Source organism: Micromonospora sp. CA-248089 (genome assembly GCF_050948515.1).
Taxonomy (GTDB): domain Bacteria; phylum Actinomycetota; class Actinomycetes; order Mycobacteriales; family Micromonosporaceae; genus Micromonospora.
In genome coordinates, this window is record NZ_CP192016.1 from 4839670 (window position 1) to 4854624 (window position 14955).

14 protein-coding genes are annotated in these 14955 nt (G+C 72.9%); 2 read left to right on the forward strand and 12 right to left on the reverse strand.

The window, feature by feature from the left end; genetic code table 11:
* Nucleotides 1-28 precede the first annotated feature (28 nt).
* A complete protein-coding gene (locus ACQP26_RS22590) occupies nt 29-496 on the forward strand; it encodes a MarR family winged helix-turn-helix transcriptional regulator (protein WP_269704751.1) in 468 nt (155 codons plus the stop codon).
* A gap of 55 nt (nt 497-551) precedes the next feature.
* Here ACQP26_RS22590 and mctP read toward each other — a convergent pair whose 3' ends face one another.
* The 7 genes from mctP to ACQP26_RS22625 form a co-directional block, all read right to left on the reverse strand.
* Nucleotides 552-2195, reverse strand: coding sequence for a monocarboxylate uptake permease MctP (mctP, locus tag ACQP26_RS22595; protein WP_281577103.1), 1644 nt, complete (start codon nt 2193-2195; stop codon nt 552-554).
* Nucleotides 2195-2440 (reverse strand): DUF3311 domain-containing protein, encoded by a 246-nt coding sequence (locus ACQP26_RS22600; protein ID WP_433493928.1) that lies wholly within the window; start codon nt 2438-2440, stop codon nt 2195-2197. The genes mctP and ACQP26_RS22600 overlap by 1 nt, the downstream gene beginning before the upstream one ends.
* Before the next feature lie 127 nt (nt 2441-2567).
* Nucleotides 2568-3722, reverse strand: coding sequence for a bifunctional RNase H/acid phosphatase (locus ACQP26_RS22605; RefSeq protein ID WP_433493929.1), 1155 nt, complete (start codon nt 3720-3722; stop codon nt 2568-2570).
* A gap of 5 nt (nt 3723-3727) precedes the next feature.
* Entirely contained in the window at nt 3728-4465 is a 738-nt protein-coding gene (locus tag ACQP26_RS22610; protein WP_269704748.1) for a zinc ribbon domain-containing protein, read from the reverse strand.
* Nucleotides 4455-5291 (reverse strand): Nif3-like dinuclear metal center hexameric protein, encoded by an 837-nt coding sequence (locus ACQP26_RS22615; protein WP_281579973.1) that lies wholly within the window; start codon nt 5289-5291, stop codon nt 4455-4457. The genes ACQP26_RS22610 and ACQP26_RS22615 overlap by 11 nt, the downstream gene beginning before the upstream one ends.
* A gap of 115 nt (nt 5292-5406) precedes the next feature.
* A complete protein-coding gene (locus tag ACQP26_RS22620) occupies nt 5407-5988 on the reverse strand; it encodes a flavoprotein (protein WP_281577099.1) in 582 nt (193 codons plus the stop codon).
* Complete coding sequence (locus ACQP26_RS22625) at nt 5985-7214, reverse strand: helix-turn-helix domain-containing protein (protein ID WP_433493930.1); 1230 nt, start codon at nt 7212-7214, stop codon at nt 5985-5987. Before ACQP26_RS22625 ends, ACQP26_RS22620 begins: the two co-directional genes overlap by 4 nt.
* A gap of 251 nt (nt 7215-7465) precedes the next feature.
* Here ACQP26_RS22625 and ACQP26_RS22630 point away from each other — a divergent pair, with 251 nt between their 5' ends.
* Nucleotides 7466-8137 (forward strand): bifunctional DNA primase/polymerase, encoded by a 672-nt coding sequence (locus ACQP26_RS22630; protein ID WP_269704745.1) that lies wholly within the window; start codon nt 7466-7468, stop codon nt 8135-8137.
* A gap of 482 nt (nt 8138-8619) precedes the next feature.
* Here ACQP26_RS22630 and ACQP26_RS22635 read toward each other — a convergent pair whose 3' ends face one another.
* The 5 genes from ACQP26_RS22635 to ACQP26_RS22655 form a co-directional block, all read right to left on the reverse strand.
* On the reverse strand, nt 8620-9345 hold the full coding sequence (locus ACQP26_RS22635; RefSeq protein ID WP_433496184.1) for an FAD:protein FMN transferase: 726 nt from the start codon (nt 9343-9345) through the stop codon (nt 8620-8622).
* A gap of 77 nt (nt 9346-9422) precedes the next feature.
* Entirely contained in the window at nt 9423-10025 is a 603-nt protein-coding gene (locus ACQP26_RS22640; protein WP_269704744.1) for an FMN-binding protein, read from the reverse strand.
* A gap of 14 nt (nt 10026-10039) precedes the next feature.
* Nucleotides 10040-11455 (reverse strand): ferredoxin reductase family protein, encoded by a 1416-nt coding sequence (locus tag ACQP26_RS22645; RefSeq protein ID WP_433493931.1) that lies wholly within the window; start codon nt 11453-11455, stop codon nt 10040-10042.
* The gene (locus tag ACQP26_RS22650; protein ID WP_269707035.1) at nt 11452-12825 is read right to left on the reverse strand and encodes a DUF1501 domain-containing protein; all 1374 of its coding nucleotides are present in this window, start codon (nt 12823-12825) and stop codon (nt 11452-11454) included. The genes ACQP26_RS22645 and ACQP26_RS22650 overlap by 4 nt, the downstream gene beginning before the upstream one ends.
* A gap of 14 nt (nt 12826-12839) precedes the next feature.
* Nucleotides 12840-14888 carry a DUF1800 domain-containing protein gene (locus ACQP26_RS22655; RefSeq protein WP_433493932.1) on the reverse strand — a complete coding sequence of 683 codons (2049 nt, stop codon included), beginning with the start codon at nt 14886-14888 and terminating at the stop codon, nt 12840-12842.
* Between the last annotated feature and the right edge of the window lie 67 nt (nt 14889-14955).

Sequence of the window (14955 nt, forward strand, 5' to 3'; positions counted from 1 at the left end):
ACAGGCATTTTCCCTGTATCATACAGTCATGAGCGAGGACGTCCACGCCGCCGAGGCCACGCTGGGCCGGATCGAAACCGAGGTCGCGCTGCTGATGCGCCTGGGCGAGGCCACCCGCCGAGGCACCGGCACGACGGAGCACCGGCTGCTCGACCGCGCCGCGTACGTGATCCTGCGCCACCTGGACGCCGCCGGCCCGCAGAACGTCTCGGCGCTCGCCGCACGGCTGAGCCTGGACGGCTCGACAGTCACCCGGCAGGTCTCCGCGCTCCAGCGCGACGGGCTGATCTCACGTACCCCCGACCCGGCCGACGGGCGCGGCACGGTGATCTCCGCGACGGCGGCCGGGCTCCAGCGGATGGCCGCCGTCCGGGCGGCCCGCACCCGGCTGTACGGCGACATCCTCGCCGCCTGGCCCGAGGCGGACCGGGAGACGCTGGCGGAGATGTTGCACCGCCTCAACGAGGCGCTCGACGCGCGCAACCGCCGCCGCTGAGGTGTTAGGAAGGGCCCCTTTCAATGCACGAGGCGTTAATAAGGGGCCCTTCCTTTCATGCCACGGGCTCGCGGGCGGCGTCGGCGGAGGGCGTGACGCGCGGGTCGCCCTCGTCGGCGAAGTAGTCGTCCGGCGTGGTGTGGTCGGGTCCGTCGGCCACCTTCGCGGCACGCAGCACCAACGTGAGCAGCGCGGCCACGACCAGGTTCACCAGCACCGCCACGATGCCGACGTAGATGGTCTTCGGGGTGTCGAAGCCGAACTTCTCCAGCGGGAACGCCGAACCGGCGAAGTGCTTCTTCCCGGTCGCCGGGTTGCCGATCTGGTACAGCATCCACATGCCGAGGCCCATGCCGGCCGCCCAGCCGGCGATCAGCGCACCCCTGTGGAACCAGCGGGTGTAGAGGCCCAGCGCCACCGCCGGCAGCGTCTGGAGGATGATCACGCCGCCGATGAGCTGCAGGTCGATGGAGAACTGCGGGTCGAGGAAGACGATGCAGGCCACCGCGCCGACCTTCACCACCAGCGAGGTGATCTTCGAGACGTTCGCCTCCTGCGCCGGGGTGGCGTCCCGCTTCAGGTACTCCTTGTAGATGTTGCGCGTGAACAGGTTCGCCGCCGCGATCGACATGATCGCCGCGGGCACCAGCGCGCCGATGCCGATGGCGGCGTACGCCACCCCGGCGAACCAGTCCGGGAACTGCTGGTCGAACAGCAGCGGCACCACCGTGTTGCCGTCGGTCGTGCCCTCCTTCGCGCCTGGTAGCGGCTTCACGTTCGCCGCGATGGCCATGTACCCGAGCAGCGCGATCAACCCCAGCAGCAGGCTGTACGCGGGCAGCGCGGACATGTTCCGCTTGATCACGTCGCGGTTCCGGCTGGCCAGCACGCCGGTGATGCTGTGCGGGTAGAGGAACAGCGCCAGCGCCGAGCCGAACGCCAGCGTCACGTACTGGATCTGGTTGTTCTGGTTGAGCAGGATGCCGTCGCCGGGCGCGGGTGACGCCTGGAACTTCGCGTCGGCCGCGTCGAAGATGGCGCCCCATCCGCCGAGCTTGTACGGCAGCCAGATCACCGCGACCAGGATCACGATGTAGATCAGCGAGTCCTTGACGAACGCGATCAGTGCCGGGGCGCGCAGCCCTGACTGATAGGTGTACGCGGCCAGGATCGCGAACGCGATGATGATCGGCAGGTGCCGGGCCAGCGCGCTGTCCCCGGTCACGCCCATGGTCTTGAGCACCGCCTCGATGCCGACCAGCTGCAGCGCGATGTACGGCATGGTGGCGACGATGCCGGTGATCGCGACCAGCAGCGCCAGGATCGGCGAGCCGAACCGGTTGCGGACGAAGTCGGCCGGGGTGACGAACCCGTGCCGGTGCGAGACCGACCAGAGCCGGCACAGCACCAGGAACACCAGCGGGTAGATGACGATCGTGTACGGCACGGCGAAGAAGCCCGCCGCGCCGGCCCCGAAGATCAGCGCCGGGACCGCCACGAACGTGTACGCGGTGTAGAGGTCACCGCCGACCAGGAACCAGGTGATCCAGCCGCCGAAGCTGCGCCCGCCCAGTCCCCACTCGTCGAGGTGGGCCATGTCGGTCGGTCTGCGCCACCGGGCGGCCACGAATCCCATGGCGCTGACCAGCAGGAACAGCAGCGTGAAGACGATGATCTCGGTGAGGTGGTCCCGCCACATCAGTGGTCACCCCGCTTCTTCTTGGTCATCTGGTAGACCAGCGTGGTGGTGCCGACGCCGAGCAGGATCCAGACCAGTTGCAGCCAGTAGAAGCGCGGGAAGCCGAACAGCCGGGGCGAGTCGGCGTTGAACAGTGCCGGGATCAGCGGCACCACGATCGGGATGAAGAGCAACCAGTTCCAGGGACTCTTGTCCTTCGCCCTGGATCGCGCCGTGCCGAGCGCCTCCGGTTCCAGTTCGGACATGTGACACCCCTCCGGGCATTCGTAGCGGGCCATGTGACGGCCGGAGGCTACGACCCTGTGACGGGGGTCACGTCCGATCGGGTGATGTCGATGCGCCGAACGGCCGCCGGCATGCGCCGAGCGGCCGTCAGACGTCCGTGAGGTGGGAGGTGTCGTTGACCGAGCGGACCGCGACGCCGCCGTCCGGGTACAGGTCCAGCACCGAGATACCCGCCGTGTCCAGGTAGAGCCGGTGCAGGAACGCGTCGCCGGCAGCGAGCGCGTCGCGCAGCACCAGCTTGATCGGCGAGACGTGGGAGACCACCACGACCGTCTCCCCCGGGTACGCCGACCGCAGCCGGTCGACCGCCCGCCCGGTCCGCTCGGCGACTGTCACGAACGACTCGCCCTTCGGCGGCGCGACCCTCGTGGAGGCGAGCCAGGCGTCCAGTTCGGCCGCCCAGCCCTCGCGTACCTCGGCGAACGTGTGCCCCTCCCAGACCCCGAAGTCGCACTCGATCAGGTCGTCGTCGGTACGTACCGGCGGGTTTCCGACATGCGCGGCGACCGCCTCGGCGGTTGCCGTACACCTCGACAGCGGGGAACTGACCACCGCGACGACGGACGGCGCCAGCGCGGCCACCCGGGCGGCGGTGGCCCGGGCCTGGGCCCGGCCGCGCTCGGTGAGCGGCACGTCGCCCCGGCCGGAGTAGCGCTTCTGCACGGTGCGCTCGGTCTCGCCGTGCCGCACCAGGATCAGCCGGGTGGCCTCCTCGGTGGGGCGCGGCTCCCAGGAGGCGGGCGTGGTGGCCGGGTCGGTGCCGGTGGCGCGCACGACCGCCGCCTCCCGCGCCTCGGCCTTCACGGGGGCGGCCGCCGGCGCCGCGCCCGAGGCGGCGGCGTCCATGGCCGCGTTGGCGAGGGCGTCGGCGTGCCGGTTGCGCTCCCGGGGCACCCAGGTGAACCGTACGGCGGTGAAGCGGCTGACCAGCCCGGCCGCCTGGGCGGCGAGCGGACGCAGCCCGGGGTGCTTGATCTGCCAGCGGCCGCACATCTGCTCGACCACCAGCTTGGAGTCCATCCGCGCCTCGACCTCGGCCGCGCCCAGCTCGGCGGCGGCCTCCAGCCCGGCGATCAGGCCCCGGTACTCGGCCACGTTGTTCGTAGCAGTACCGATCGACTCGGACCGCTCGGCCAGCACCTCACCGGTCTCCGGGTCCCGGACCACAGCGCCGTAGCCGGCCGGCCCGGGGTTGCCCCGGGAGCCGCCGTCGGCCTCGATCACCACCGCGCGCACCGCCACGACGGCTACAGCCCCGACTCGTTGGTCCGGACCATGATCCGCCGGCACTCCTCGCAGCGGACCACGTCGTCCGGGTCGGCCTTGCGGATTCGGGCCAAGTCGGCGCCGGACATCTCCAGTCGGCAGCCGCCGCAGCGGCCACCGGTGAGCAGCGCGGCGCCCATGCCGGTGTCCTCGCGGATCTTGTCGTAGAGGCTGATCAGGTCCGCCGGGAGGTCACCGGCGAGCGGCTGGCGGGCGGTCCGCTTGAACTCCTCCTCCTTGGCGATCTCGGCGAGGGTCTCGTCGCGGCGCTGCTCGGTCGCGGCACGACGCTCGCGGGCCTCGGCGAGCCGGCTCTCGACGCCGTCGAGCACGCCCTGCGCGGTCTCCCGCTGCTCCATCAGCTCCAGCTCGGCGTCCTCCAGGTCGCTCTGGCGGCGGTTGAGCGAGACCAGCTCGTGCTGGATCGCCTCCAGCTCCCGGGCCGGGCCGCTGCCCGAGGCCAGGCGGGCCTCGTCCTTGCTCTTGCGCGCCCGCACCTGGTCGACGTCCTTCTCGATCCGGGCGATGTCCCGGTCCAGGTCGTCGACTGCCACCTGGGCGCGGACCCGCTCGTCCTCCAGCGCGGACAGCTCACGCGCCAGGGCCTCCAGCTCCGCGCGCTCCGGCAGGGTGCGGCGGCGGTGCGCGAGCTGGGCCAGCGCGGTGTCGATCGCCTGGAGGTCGAGCAGGCGGCGCTGCACCTTCGGGTCAGCCTTCACGTCGGGGCTCCTTGTCGTCCGGCCGGGGCGCGGCGGCGTGCACGGTCCACGGGTCGGTGTCCAGGTCGGACACCACGGTCTCGACGTCCAGCTCGGCGGCCAGGTAGGCGGCCAGGTCGTCCAGCCAGGGTCGCTCCGTCGCCCAGTGGGCGGCGTCCAGCAGCGCCGGGCCGCCGGCGGCGAGGTGTTCCCCGGCCGGGTGGTGGCGCAGGTCCGCGGTGAGGAACGCGTCCACCCCGGCCGCGGTCGCCTCGGCGAGGAAGCCGTCCCCCGAGCCGCCGCTGACGGCGAGGGTACGAACCATACGCCCGGGATCCCCGGCGGCGCGAACTCCCCAGGCGGTGACCGGGAGCACGGCGGCGGCCAGCCGGGTCAGCTCGGCGAGCGTCATCGGGGTGGGCAGCTCGCCGATGCGGCCGATGCCCCGGCCGGGCCCGGCGGCGGGCGAGCCGGGGCGGGGCGGGTGCAGCGGGCGCAGCCCGGTCAACCCGAACCGGGCGGCGAGCGCGTCGGACACGCCGGGATCGGCCACGTCGGCGTTGGTGTGCGCCACGTGCAGCGCGACGTCCGCCTTGATCAGCCGGTGCACGATCCGGCCCTTGTACGTGGTGGCGGCCACCGAGGAGACGCCGCGCAGCAGCAGCGGGTGGTGCGCGACGATCATGTCCGCGCCGGCGTCGAGCGCCTCGTCCACGGTCTCCGGAACCACGTCCACCACGCAGGCGACACGGCGTACCGGGTGGTCGGGCTCGCCCAGCACCAGGCCGACCCGGTCCCACTCCTCGGCCCAGGCGGGCGGATAACGGCGGTCCAGCGCGGCCACCACGTCGGCGACGGTTGTACTCACGGGCGGCCAGCTTACCGGCGTCCGCGCCGATACACGCCGAGCGCCGCCGGGCGCGGCCCCCGGCATCTGCCGAGGGCCGTACCCGTCGCGACTCTCAGCCGACCGGGGCGACCGGCCGGTCCGCGCCGCGCAGGGCGGCCAGGCCGGCGTCCCAGGGGAAGGCGTCCGCGCGCCGGTCCCCCGTGCCGGGCGGATGCAGGCGTACGACGTGGTCGCCGAACACCACCCGGACGCCCCACTGCGCCAGCCGGTCGATACTGGCCCGGAACGCCGGGTGCGCGGCCATCGCCTCGTTCGTGTACGGGACGGCCGCGATCGGCACCCCCATGCCCTGCGCCTCGACCAGCAGGCCGAGCGCCAGGGTGTCGGTGATGCCCACCGCCCACTTGTTGATCGTGTTGACGGTGGCCGGGCACACCAGCATGGCGTCCGCCGGGGGAAGCACGTCCGGGTCGCCCGGGTTCTTGTAGTGCGTACGGACCGGATGGCCGGTCTGCCGGGCCAGCTCCGTCCGGTCGACGAACTTCGCGCCGTCCGGCGTGGTGACCACGCAGACCGTCCAGCCGTCCCGCTGGGCGAGGTCGACCAGCCGGCCGACGTGACGGGCCAGCGGCGAACCGCAGGCGATGACGTAGAGCACCCGCCGGTGCCCGTTTGCGGTCTCCGGACCGCTCATACTCCGACTCCCATGTGCTCAGCCAACTCCGCGATCGGCGGAGGCGGCGCACCACGTGTGCGACGGAGAATCTCGGACATCAATTCGTGCGCTATCGGCCGGCACCGGATCTCCGACGGCGCGAGCCGGTCACCGCGCAGCAGCATGTCCCCGGCGTTGGCGACGTCACCGATCTGGGAGTAGCCCCGGGCCAGGTCGAGCAGGTGGTGCGCGCGCCGCTCCGGCAGCAGCGCGTTGAACGCGGGCTCGGACAGCCGCATGTGGGTCTCCACCGCCCGGCCGCCGTCGCCCAGCTCGACCGCCGCCGCCGCGCGGTGCAGCTCCAGGTTGGTCGGGCCGAAGGAGGTCCAGTAGTGGTTGTGGTCGCCGCCGAGCATGGTGGCCGCCTCACCGGCGCCGGCGAGCAGGTCGTCCACCGTCGCCGAGTCGCCGATCCGGGCGGCGGCCATCGCGCCCTGGAGCAGCAGCATGCCGTACACGGAGAGCCGTTCCGGGCGGACGTCGTTGTCGCCGCCGGGCGCGAGCCGGCCCGCGATGCGGACGTTGAGTTCCAGCGCCGGGCGGGGGCGGCCCATCGCGACGAGCGCGTTGCAGACGCGCGTGGTGGCGATGCCGGCCAGCAGCGGGTCGTCGGCGCGCTGGGCCACCGCCATCGACCGGTCGGCGGCCAGCCAGGCGAGGTCGCACTCGCCGAGCTTGCGCAGCACCGAGGAGGCGATCTGGTAGACCTGCCCGAGCAGGTGGGCGGCCTCGCGTACCTGGTCGCCGGTGGCGTAGCCGGCGTCCGCCGCCTGGGCGTCGCGCAGCAGCTTGGGCAGCGCGCGGGTCAGCATGCCGTACCGGCCGTACTGGTAGGTGAGCCAGGCGTGGTTCACGGCCTTGCGCATGTCGGCCAGCGGCGGCGGGTAGGGCGCCGCGTCGAAGTAGGCGCTCATGGAGTCGTACCGTTCCAGGGCGGTGCGGATCTCCTCCACCTCGACCTGGTCGATGCAGTTGAGCGCGTCGGTGCGCCGTTCCGGGTCCTTGCCGTGCAGCAGCTGCACGTCGATCTGGAGGATGTCGGCGATCTCGTAGAGAACGGAGAACTTGTCCAGCCGGCGGACGCCGCGCTCCACCTTGTCCACCCAGCTCTTGGACTTGCCGAGCCGGTCGGCGAAGACCTGCTGGGACATCTTGCGGCGACTCCGCCAGTACGCCACCCGCCGGCCTATGGGTAGTTCGTCCATCCCTGCTCCCTCCCCCTCACGGCGCCGGCCGGTCCCCCCACGTCCCTCAGACTCGCGCCGATCGCACAGGTTGTGCGTCCACCGACCAGCCAGTTCTCGTAGTTTTCGTGCAAGTTGCACCGACCGTTAGTCACCTCAACGAGCGTGGGTTACGGCAGTGACGGCTTTCGACGTGTGGCTTGTGGACGGTTCGGGCTTGTGGACGGTTCGGGCTTGTGGACGGTTCGGTGGGACCAGAGGGGACGACTGACATGTGGAGGAACGTCCGACCGCGCGTCGCTCACCTGTCACCGCTGGAACGGGTCCGGCTGCGCCGGGTCGCGGTGCGGTACGCGCTGCACGGCTGGCCGGTCACCCCCGGCGCCTGCCTGGCCAACAGCCGCTTCGTGTGCGGCCGGGCCGGCTGCCCCACGGTGGGCTGCCACCCGGCCCTCGAGGACTGGGAGCACGCCGCCAGCGACGACCCGGCCCGGGTGGCCACCTGGTGGCGCAGCCGCCCGCACGGCATCCTGCTGCCCACCGGGCGCGCGTTCGACGTCCTGGAGGTCGCCGCCCACCTGGGCCGGCAGGTCCTGGACGCGGTCGCCACCCATCCCGCCGGGTTCGGCGTACGCGGGCCCGCGCTGGTCACCCCGACCGGGCGCTGGATGTTCCTGGTACGCCCCGGCGACCCGCTGCGGCCCGAGCTGGAGCACTGCTTCCACGTGGTCCGCCACGGACCCGGCTCGTGGATTCCGGCCCCGCCGACCCGGCTGCCCGAGGGGACGGTGCGCTGGGCGGTCGCCCCGGAGCAGGCCCGCTGGCAGCTGCCCGACTCGTACCTGGTGCAGAACGCGCTGATCGCCGCGTTACGCGCGGCCGGGGTGACGCTCGGCGCGGACCTGTTCCCCGGTCATCTCCCGCTGCCCCGCCGCGGCCGCTGACCTCCCGGCACCCGGCCGGTGCTGCCGCAACGCGTACGCCGACGCCGAGCGTTCTCCCTGTTCACGGCGGGTCCGGTGACCCGGACGGGTGGCCGACAGCGACCTCCCCGGCACCGGGCTCGTTGAACCTGGCGAGGGCGCGAGCGCGCCAGAGCGGGGGTTTGACCATGTCCAGGGACGACGCTGCCCGCCACACCGGCGGTACCGAGCCGGCGCGGCCCCGACGCCGCCTGCACCCGTGGGCCTTCACCCGCCCCCTCGGCGTCCGCCCCGGACGTCCTCGCCCGACGGGCTCCCGCCCCGCCATCCTCCACCGCCCCCTCCGCTGACCCCGCCTGCGTCCCTCCCCGCCTCTCTCCCCACAGCCCACCGCGCCGGGCCGACGCGTGGTCGATCATGAAGTTGGCGGTGCGACACGCCGGGAGGCGGTGCCGCCAACCTCATGATCGACGGGGCAAAGCGGGGCGGGAGGGCGGCGCAGGTCAGGGCAGGGTGGGGAGGGTTCGGGAGTGGTGTTGGTGGGCCTCGTCCGTGACCACGGCGTGCTGCCACGGGGACGGTAGGCGGTCCAGCCAGGCCAGGCCGGGTGCGCCCATCGCCACCGCCGCTGTCGCGTACGCGTCGGCCACACCCAGATCGGGCCCCACCACCGTCACCGAGCGCAAGCCGGTCGCCGGTACGCCCCGGCGCGGGTCGACCACGTGGTGGCCGCGCTCGTACACGCCCGAGGTGGCGACCGCCATGTCGGTGCCGGTCAGCACCAGACAGGTCGCCGCCGCGTCCCACGGATGACGCACCCCGATCCGCCACGGCTCACCGGTCGCGTCGTGGCCGCGTACCCGCACGTCGCCGCCCGCGTTCACGCAGTGGTTCGGCGCGCCCGCGGTCACCAGCCGGTCCGAGGCGACCTGTGCCGCCCAGCCCTTCACGTAGCCGGACGGGTCGAGCCGCCCGGTCGCGTACACGTCGAAGAACCCGTCGGTGGCGGTCCACAGGTCGGCGCAGGCCGCCAGCACGGCCCGCAGGTCGGCGGAGGCGTCGGCGGCCCGCAGTTCGCCCCGGTCCATCCGGCACACCTCGCTGTCGTCGCGGTACGTGCTGAACCGCGCGTCCACCTCGCGCAGCCAGCCGAACGTGTCCTCGGCCAGCTCGTGCAGGGCCTCCCCCGGCAGGTCGTCGGCGAGGTCGAGGCTGATCGCCGTACCCATGACGTGTTCGACCCGGCGCAGGCCGCGCCGGGCGGACCGACCGGGACCGACGGCGACGCCGGCACGAGCCGGCACTGTCACGCCTTGTCCAGCGCGGCCTGCAACGACTGCTTGTACGCGGTGCTGGTGTAGGTGGCCCCGGACACGGTGCTCAGGTTCGCGCTCTGCCGGGCCACCACCTCGCCGGAGGTGCCGCTGTAGCGGGCCTGCACGTCGTCGCTGCGCTGCCCGGACTGCCCGCCCAGCGGCAGTCCGATCGCGGTGGCGTCGACGATCCGGCTGCCGCTGAGCGTGATCCGGACCTGGAGCGAGCCGTACTCGTAGGTGACCGACGACCCGGTCACCGTGCGGGTGGTGGCCTTCGGCGCGCTGGTGGTGGTCCGCGGCGCGGCGGGTGCGGTGCTGGTGCTGGTGCGGGTGCCGCCCCGGCTGGCCGCGCTGCGGTCGGCGGACGGCTTCGGGGCGGGCTTCGACGAGGCGCGCGGCGACGGGGTGACGTCGCCGGGCGCGGAGCCGGTGGGCGACGGCGGCTCGGGCGCGGCCGACCCACCGGGTGCGACCGGTGCCAGCGCGGCCGGTACGTCCGGCGTGGCCTGCCCGGTGCCCGGCGCACCCTTGAGCACCACCAGTGCGGTGGTGCCGGCGGCCAGGCCGGTGATCGCGAACAGCGCGCGACGCATGGGCAGTGCCTCTCCTACAGCTCGAACGCGGTCAGGTGGATCTGGCGGCGGGGCACGCCCGCCGCCCGCAGCGCGGCGACCGCCTCGTCGACCAGGCCGCCGGGGCCGCACAGGTAGACGTCGCGGCGGGTCAGATCAGGCACCAGGCGGCGCAGCCCCTCGGGGTTCATCACCTGGCGGGGGCCGGGGTCGTCGCGGCGGCCGACGACGTACCAGACGGAGGTGTGCCGGGCCTGCGCGAGCCAGTCCAGCTCCTGGTGCAGCAGCACGTCGGCCGGGGTACGCGCCCGGTAGATCAGCGCCGCGCCGGGCGGCAACTCCTCCAGCATCGCCCGCAACGGCGCGATGCCGCTGCCCCCGGCGATGAGCAGCGCCCGTTCCCGGGTGCGGTGCGCGGCGGTGAACGTACCGGAGGGTCCCTGCACCCAGACCCGGGTGCCGGGCGTGAGGTCCCGCAGCTCGGCGGTGTACCCGCCGACCACCTTGACGGTGATCCGCAGCCAGCGGTCGTTCGCGGCGGCGGAGACGGAGAACGGGTGCGACTGCCACCAGCAGCCGGGGTTGAGGAAGCGCCAGCGGAAAAACTGCCCGCCGAGCAGGTCGATCTGGTTGAGCCGCTGCCCGGTCAGGTAGACCGAGACGGTGTCCGGGCTCTCCGCGACCACGTCGGCGACGCGCAGCCGGTGCCGCAGGTTGAACACCAGCGGGGCGAGCATCCGGCCCCACACCAGCGCGGCCACCACCAGCAGGTACGCGGCGATCCAGCCGGTACGCACCGGGCCGGGCTCGTAGAGCTGCGCGCCGTTGCTGAACTGGTGCGCGTACCCGAGCAGCAGCGTGAGATAGCTGGCGGCGTGCAGCAGGTGCCACAGCTCGTACGGCAGTCGGCGCCGCACGGCGCGTACCGCGGTGAACGCGACGGTGACCAGGATGCCCGCCGCGACGAACGCGGTGACCATGTCCTCGTAGTCGGTCAGCAGCGCGCCGACCTCGCCGAGCACCGTCTTGCGTTCCTGCCGGCTGTAGCCGACCACCAGCAGCGACATGTGCGTGAGCACCGCCACCAGCAGCGTCGCGCCGAGATCGCGGTGCAGGCGGGAGATCCGCTCGCCGCCGAGCGCGCGTTCCAGCACGCCGAGCCGGCTCATCATCAGCACCTGCACCAGCAGCAGGTAGCCGGCGATCAGGCCGGTGATCCGGCCGCCGGCGGTGAGCAGGTCGGCGGTGTCGGCGAGCGACCCGGCCGGGGTGTCCAGCCACCACGGCAGGACCGCGGCGACCAGGCCCAGCCAGAAGGCCACCGCGAGCGCACGCCGGCCGCCGGGTCCGCGGCGCGGACGACCCGGGGGTACGGGGGCAGCCGGACGGCCGCCGTACGGGGCGGGATGCCCGGTACGGCGGCCGGCGGCGCGGGTGTCCTGGTACGTCACGCGTAGATCTTGACCGGGGTGAACTTCTGCCGGGGGAAGACCTTGTCCACCTGGGCGGTGGTCAGGCCGAAGCGGCCCTGCGCGACGGATCCGTAGACGTTGAACATGTTGTTGTATTCCGGCACGTCGCCGCTGTCCAGCTTGTCCAGCCCGTTCCAGGTGCCGAGCAGCGAACCGGCGAGCTTGCGGCCGGACAGCACGGTGACCACACCGCCGTGCCCGTGGTCGGTGCCGCCGCCGTTCGAGCCGACCCGCCGGCCGAACTCGCTGGACACCATGATGGTCACGTCCGCCGCCTGGTCGCCCAGGTCGGTGAAGAACGCGGCCATCGCGTTCGCCAGCTCGTTGAGCCGCCGCCAGAGCTGGCCGCCCTCGCGGGTGCCCTGGTTCTCGTGCGTGTCGTAGCCGCCCATGCCGACGGTGGCCACCCGCACGTTCGCGCCGCCCTTGATGAGCTGGGCGAGCTGCTTGAACGCGTTCCCGACGCCCTGGTACTGGACGCCCTCGGCGGCGGCGTACGGCTTGGCGGCGAGCTTCTGCGCGGTGGCGAGCGCGCCCATGCCCTCCTGCACCGCCTCCTCGACCGGGTGGTTGATGCCGGTGAACAGGCCACGGATGGCCTTCTCGGTGGCCGCGCGGTACTTGTCGGCGCCGTTGAGCCGCAGGTCGCCGACGCTGTTGAGGGAGATCGCGCCGTTCACGCCGACCAGCGAGCGGGGCAGGGTGCTGCCGATGCCGACGCTGCGGAACGCGGTGCCCTTGCCCAGCGAGTCGACCAGGCTGTCCAGCCAGCCCCGGCCGCCGGTCTCGCCCGGCAGGCCGCCCAGGTTGCACGCGTCGGCGGCCTGGAAGTGGCTGCGCGACAGGCGCGGGTCGGACACGGCCGGCACGAAGCCGAGCTGCCCGGCCTTGAGCCACTTGTCCAGCGGCGCGAACGCGCTGGTGAGCTTGAAGCCGCGGGCCAGCGCCAGCGAGTCGTTGCCGAGCAGCAGGTCGGGGCGCGCCTTGGCGAGCACCGGGTCATCGGCGGGGGCGACCAGGCTCAGCCCGTCCAGCCCGCCGTAGAGGAAGACGTGGATCAGCGTGCCGGTCTTGGTCGCGGCGAACGACGCCGAGGTGGTGACGAACTGCGCGGTCGCGAGCGCGGTCGCGGTCGCGGCGGCGCCGGCGACGAAGGTACGCCGGGTGACGCCCCGGCCGTCCTGCTGCGCCTCCTCGATCTCCTCCAGCCGGCGGTACCGGTCGGCCTCGGCCGCGTTCTCGGCCGCGACGATGTCCGCCTCCGCGCGCAGCAGCGCCTCGGCCGGGTTGTCGGCCAGCCGCCGCAGGTCGGGGCACTCGGGGTGCAGGGGGTACGGGTTCACGGTCATCTCCATCGAATGCCTCACCGGAGGTGGTGCTGGGGGGACGCGAGGATCGTCCGCGCGACAGCGGCGATGGCCCCGTTGAAGGTGGCGTCGACCTTGGCGCTCTCGGCCACACCGGCCACGGCGAGCACGAGCTTCTTCTCCTTGGCGCTGAGCTTCTGCTGCACCAGCCGCTGGGCGAGCGCGTCCACGTACGCCCCGGCGGTGGCCGGCGGCTTCGCCACCAGCTTCTCCGGCTTGACGAAGGTGAACTGCTTGCGGTAGCCGGCGAGCAGGTCACCCGCCTCGTTCCAGCCGTCGATCATGGTGCCGGCGGAGGTCCAGGCCAGGTAGACGTCGGCGTAGCCGTCCGGGGTGGGCTTGCCCATCGGGTACTGGCCGAGTTCGCGCATCTTGTCCTGGATCTGCCGCAGGCCCTGCGCGAACGGGGTCCGCCGGTTGTCGCCGGAGTAGTCGGGTGCCGCGTCCGGCGAGACGCCGAGCGCCCGGTACGTGGCGACCAGGTACTCCATCGGGCGGCGCACCTTCTGCCCGACCGCGGCCCAGAACTCCGAGGAGCTGAACAGCGTCGCCAGCACCGGCCGGATCTGGCCCTTGTTCGTGGTGTAAGCCTTGGCGAGCCGGTCCACCACGGACTTCGGCGGGGTGTCGGAGACGAAGCGGGTGGCGAGGTTCTGTGCCACGTACCGCGCGGTCGACGGGTGCATCGCGATGTAGCGGATGTACGAGTCGATGACCTTGTCGGCAGCCACCGGGTCGTCGGAGTTGTTGGCGTGGCTGAACCCGAGGATCTTCACCTTGCCGAGGTAGTGCCGCTCGGCGAAGAACTTGTACTTGCCGTCGGCGACACCGCGTCCGGTCTGGAGCAGCGCGGCCTGGCGGACGTCCTTCTCGGTGTAGCCGCCGTCGACGCCGACCGAGTACAGCTCCAGGTTCTCCCGGGCCAGGTTCTCGTTGACCGCGTCCTTACGCGAGTCGACCTGGTTCAGGTAGAGCAGCAGCGCCGGGTGCTTGTTCGCGGCGACGAGCATCTCCGGGTAGCTGCCGAGCGCGTGCTTGCGGATGACGTCCCGGTCGAACGCGTTGCGGTAGTTCTCCCCGCCGTCGAAGTCGGCGGCGACGTGCAGGAAGTCGTTCCAGAAGTCGACCATCACCTCGAACAGCTGGCGGTCGGACCAGATCTGCCGGGCGATGGTGGCGTCCACCGTCTCCCGGGCCGGGTCGACGCCCTTCTCGTTGAGCTGCTCGCGCTGGTCGCGAAGCTGCGTCGGGCTGAGCTTGAGCGACTGCAGCTCGCTCAGCTTCAGCTCGGCCTTGGTCGGGGCGATCTTCTCCGGCTGGAGCTGCTCACGCAGCCAGTCGTCGATGCCGACCCGCTTGACCTCCGCCATCATCTTCTGCGTCGGACCGAAGGTGGTCCGGGTCAGCAGGTGCCGGATCGGGTCCTTGGCGAGCACGGTCTTGACCGTCACCTTGGTCGCCGCGGCGGCTTCCGCCGGGCTGCCGTAGAGCCGGCCACCGGACGGCGCGTTGCGCTTGAGCGCCTCGCCGGCCCGGGAGCCCATGTAGCTCTCGTTCTGCTCGGTGTAGGTGCGTACCGTGCTGGGCTGCTGGCCGCTGGGCCGGGCCGCGTTGCCGTCGGTGGTCACCGTGCCGGTGGCGTCACCGGCCGGGGCGTCACTGAACAGACCGCGCACCTGCGGGGACATGGCCAGGGCGGCGCCACCGGCGACCACCACGGCGCCGCCGAGGGTGGCGAGCGCCCGGCGCCGGCCCCGCTTCGGGGCCTCCTCGCCGTCGTCGTCCAGGTCGGGCAGTCCGCCGCCGGGCGGCGGGCCGTACCCGCCGGCGGGCTGGGCGTAGCCACCGGGCTGGGGGTAGCCGGCGGGGGCCGGCGTGGCGGGGGCGAAGCCGTTCGGCCCGACCCACTGCGGGCCCTGAGCGGGGTGGGCGCCGGGGTGCGGCGCGGCGTGCGGGTCGCGGTACCCGTCCGGATGGGGGTGCTGGTATCCGTCCCAGCCGCGGTCGTCCCGGGGACGACGCGGTGGCACGTTCAGGTCGGCCATGTACCTATCCCGTTTTCTTCGAGCGCCGGCACGCCTGCCACCCGGGGGGACGGGTGAGCGCAGGGGC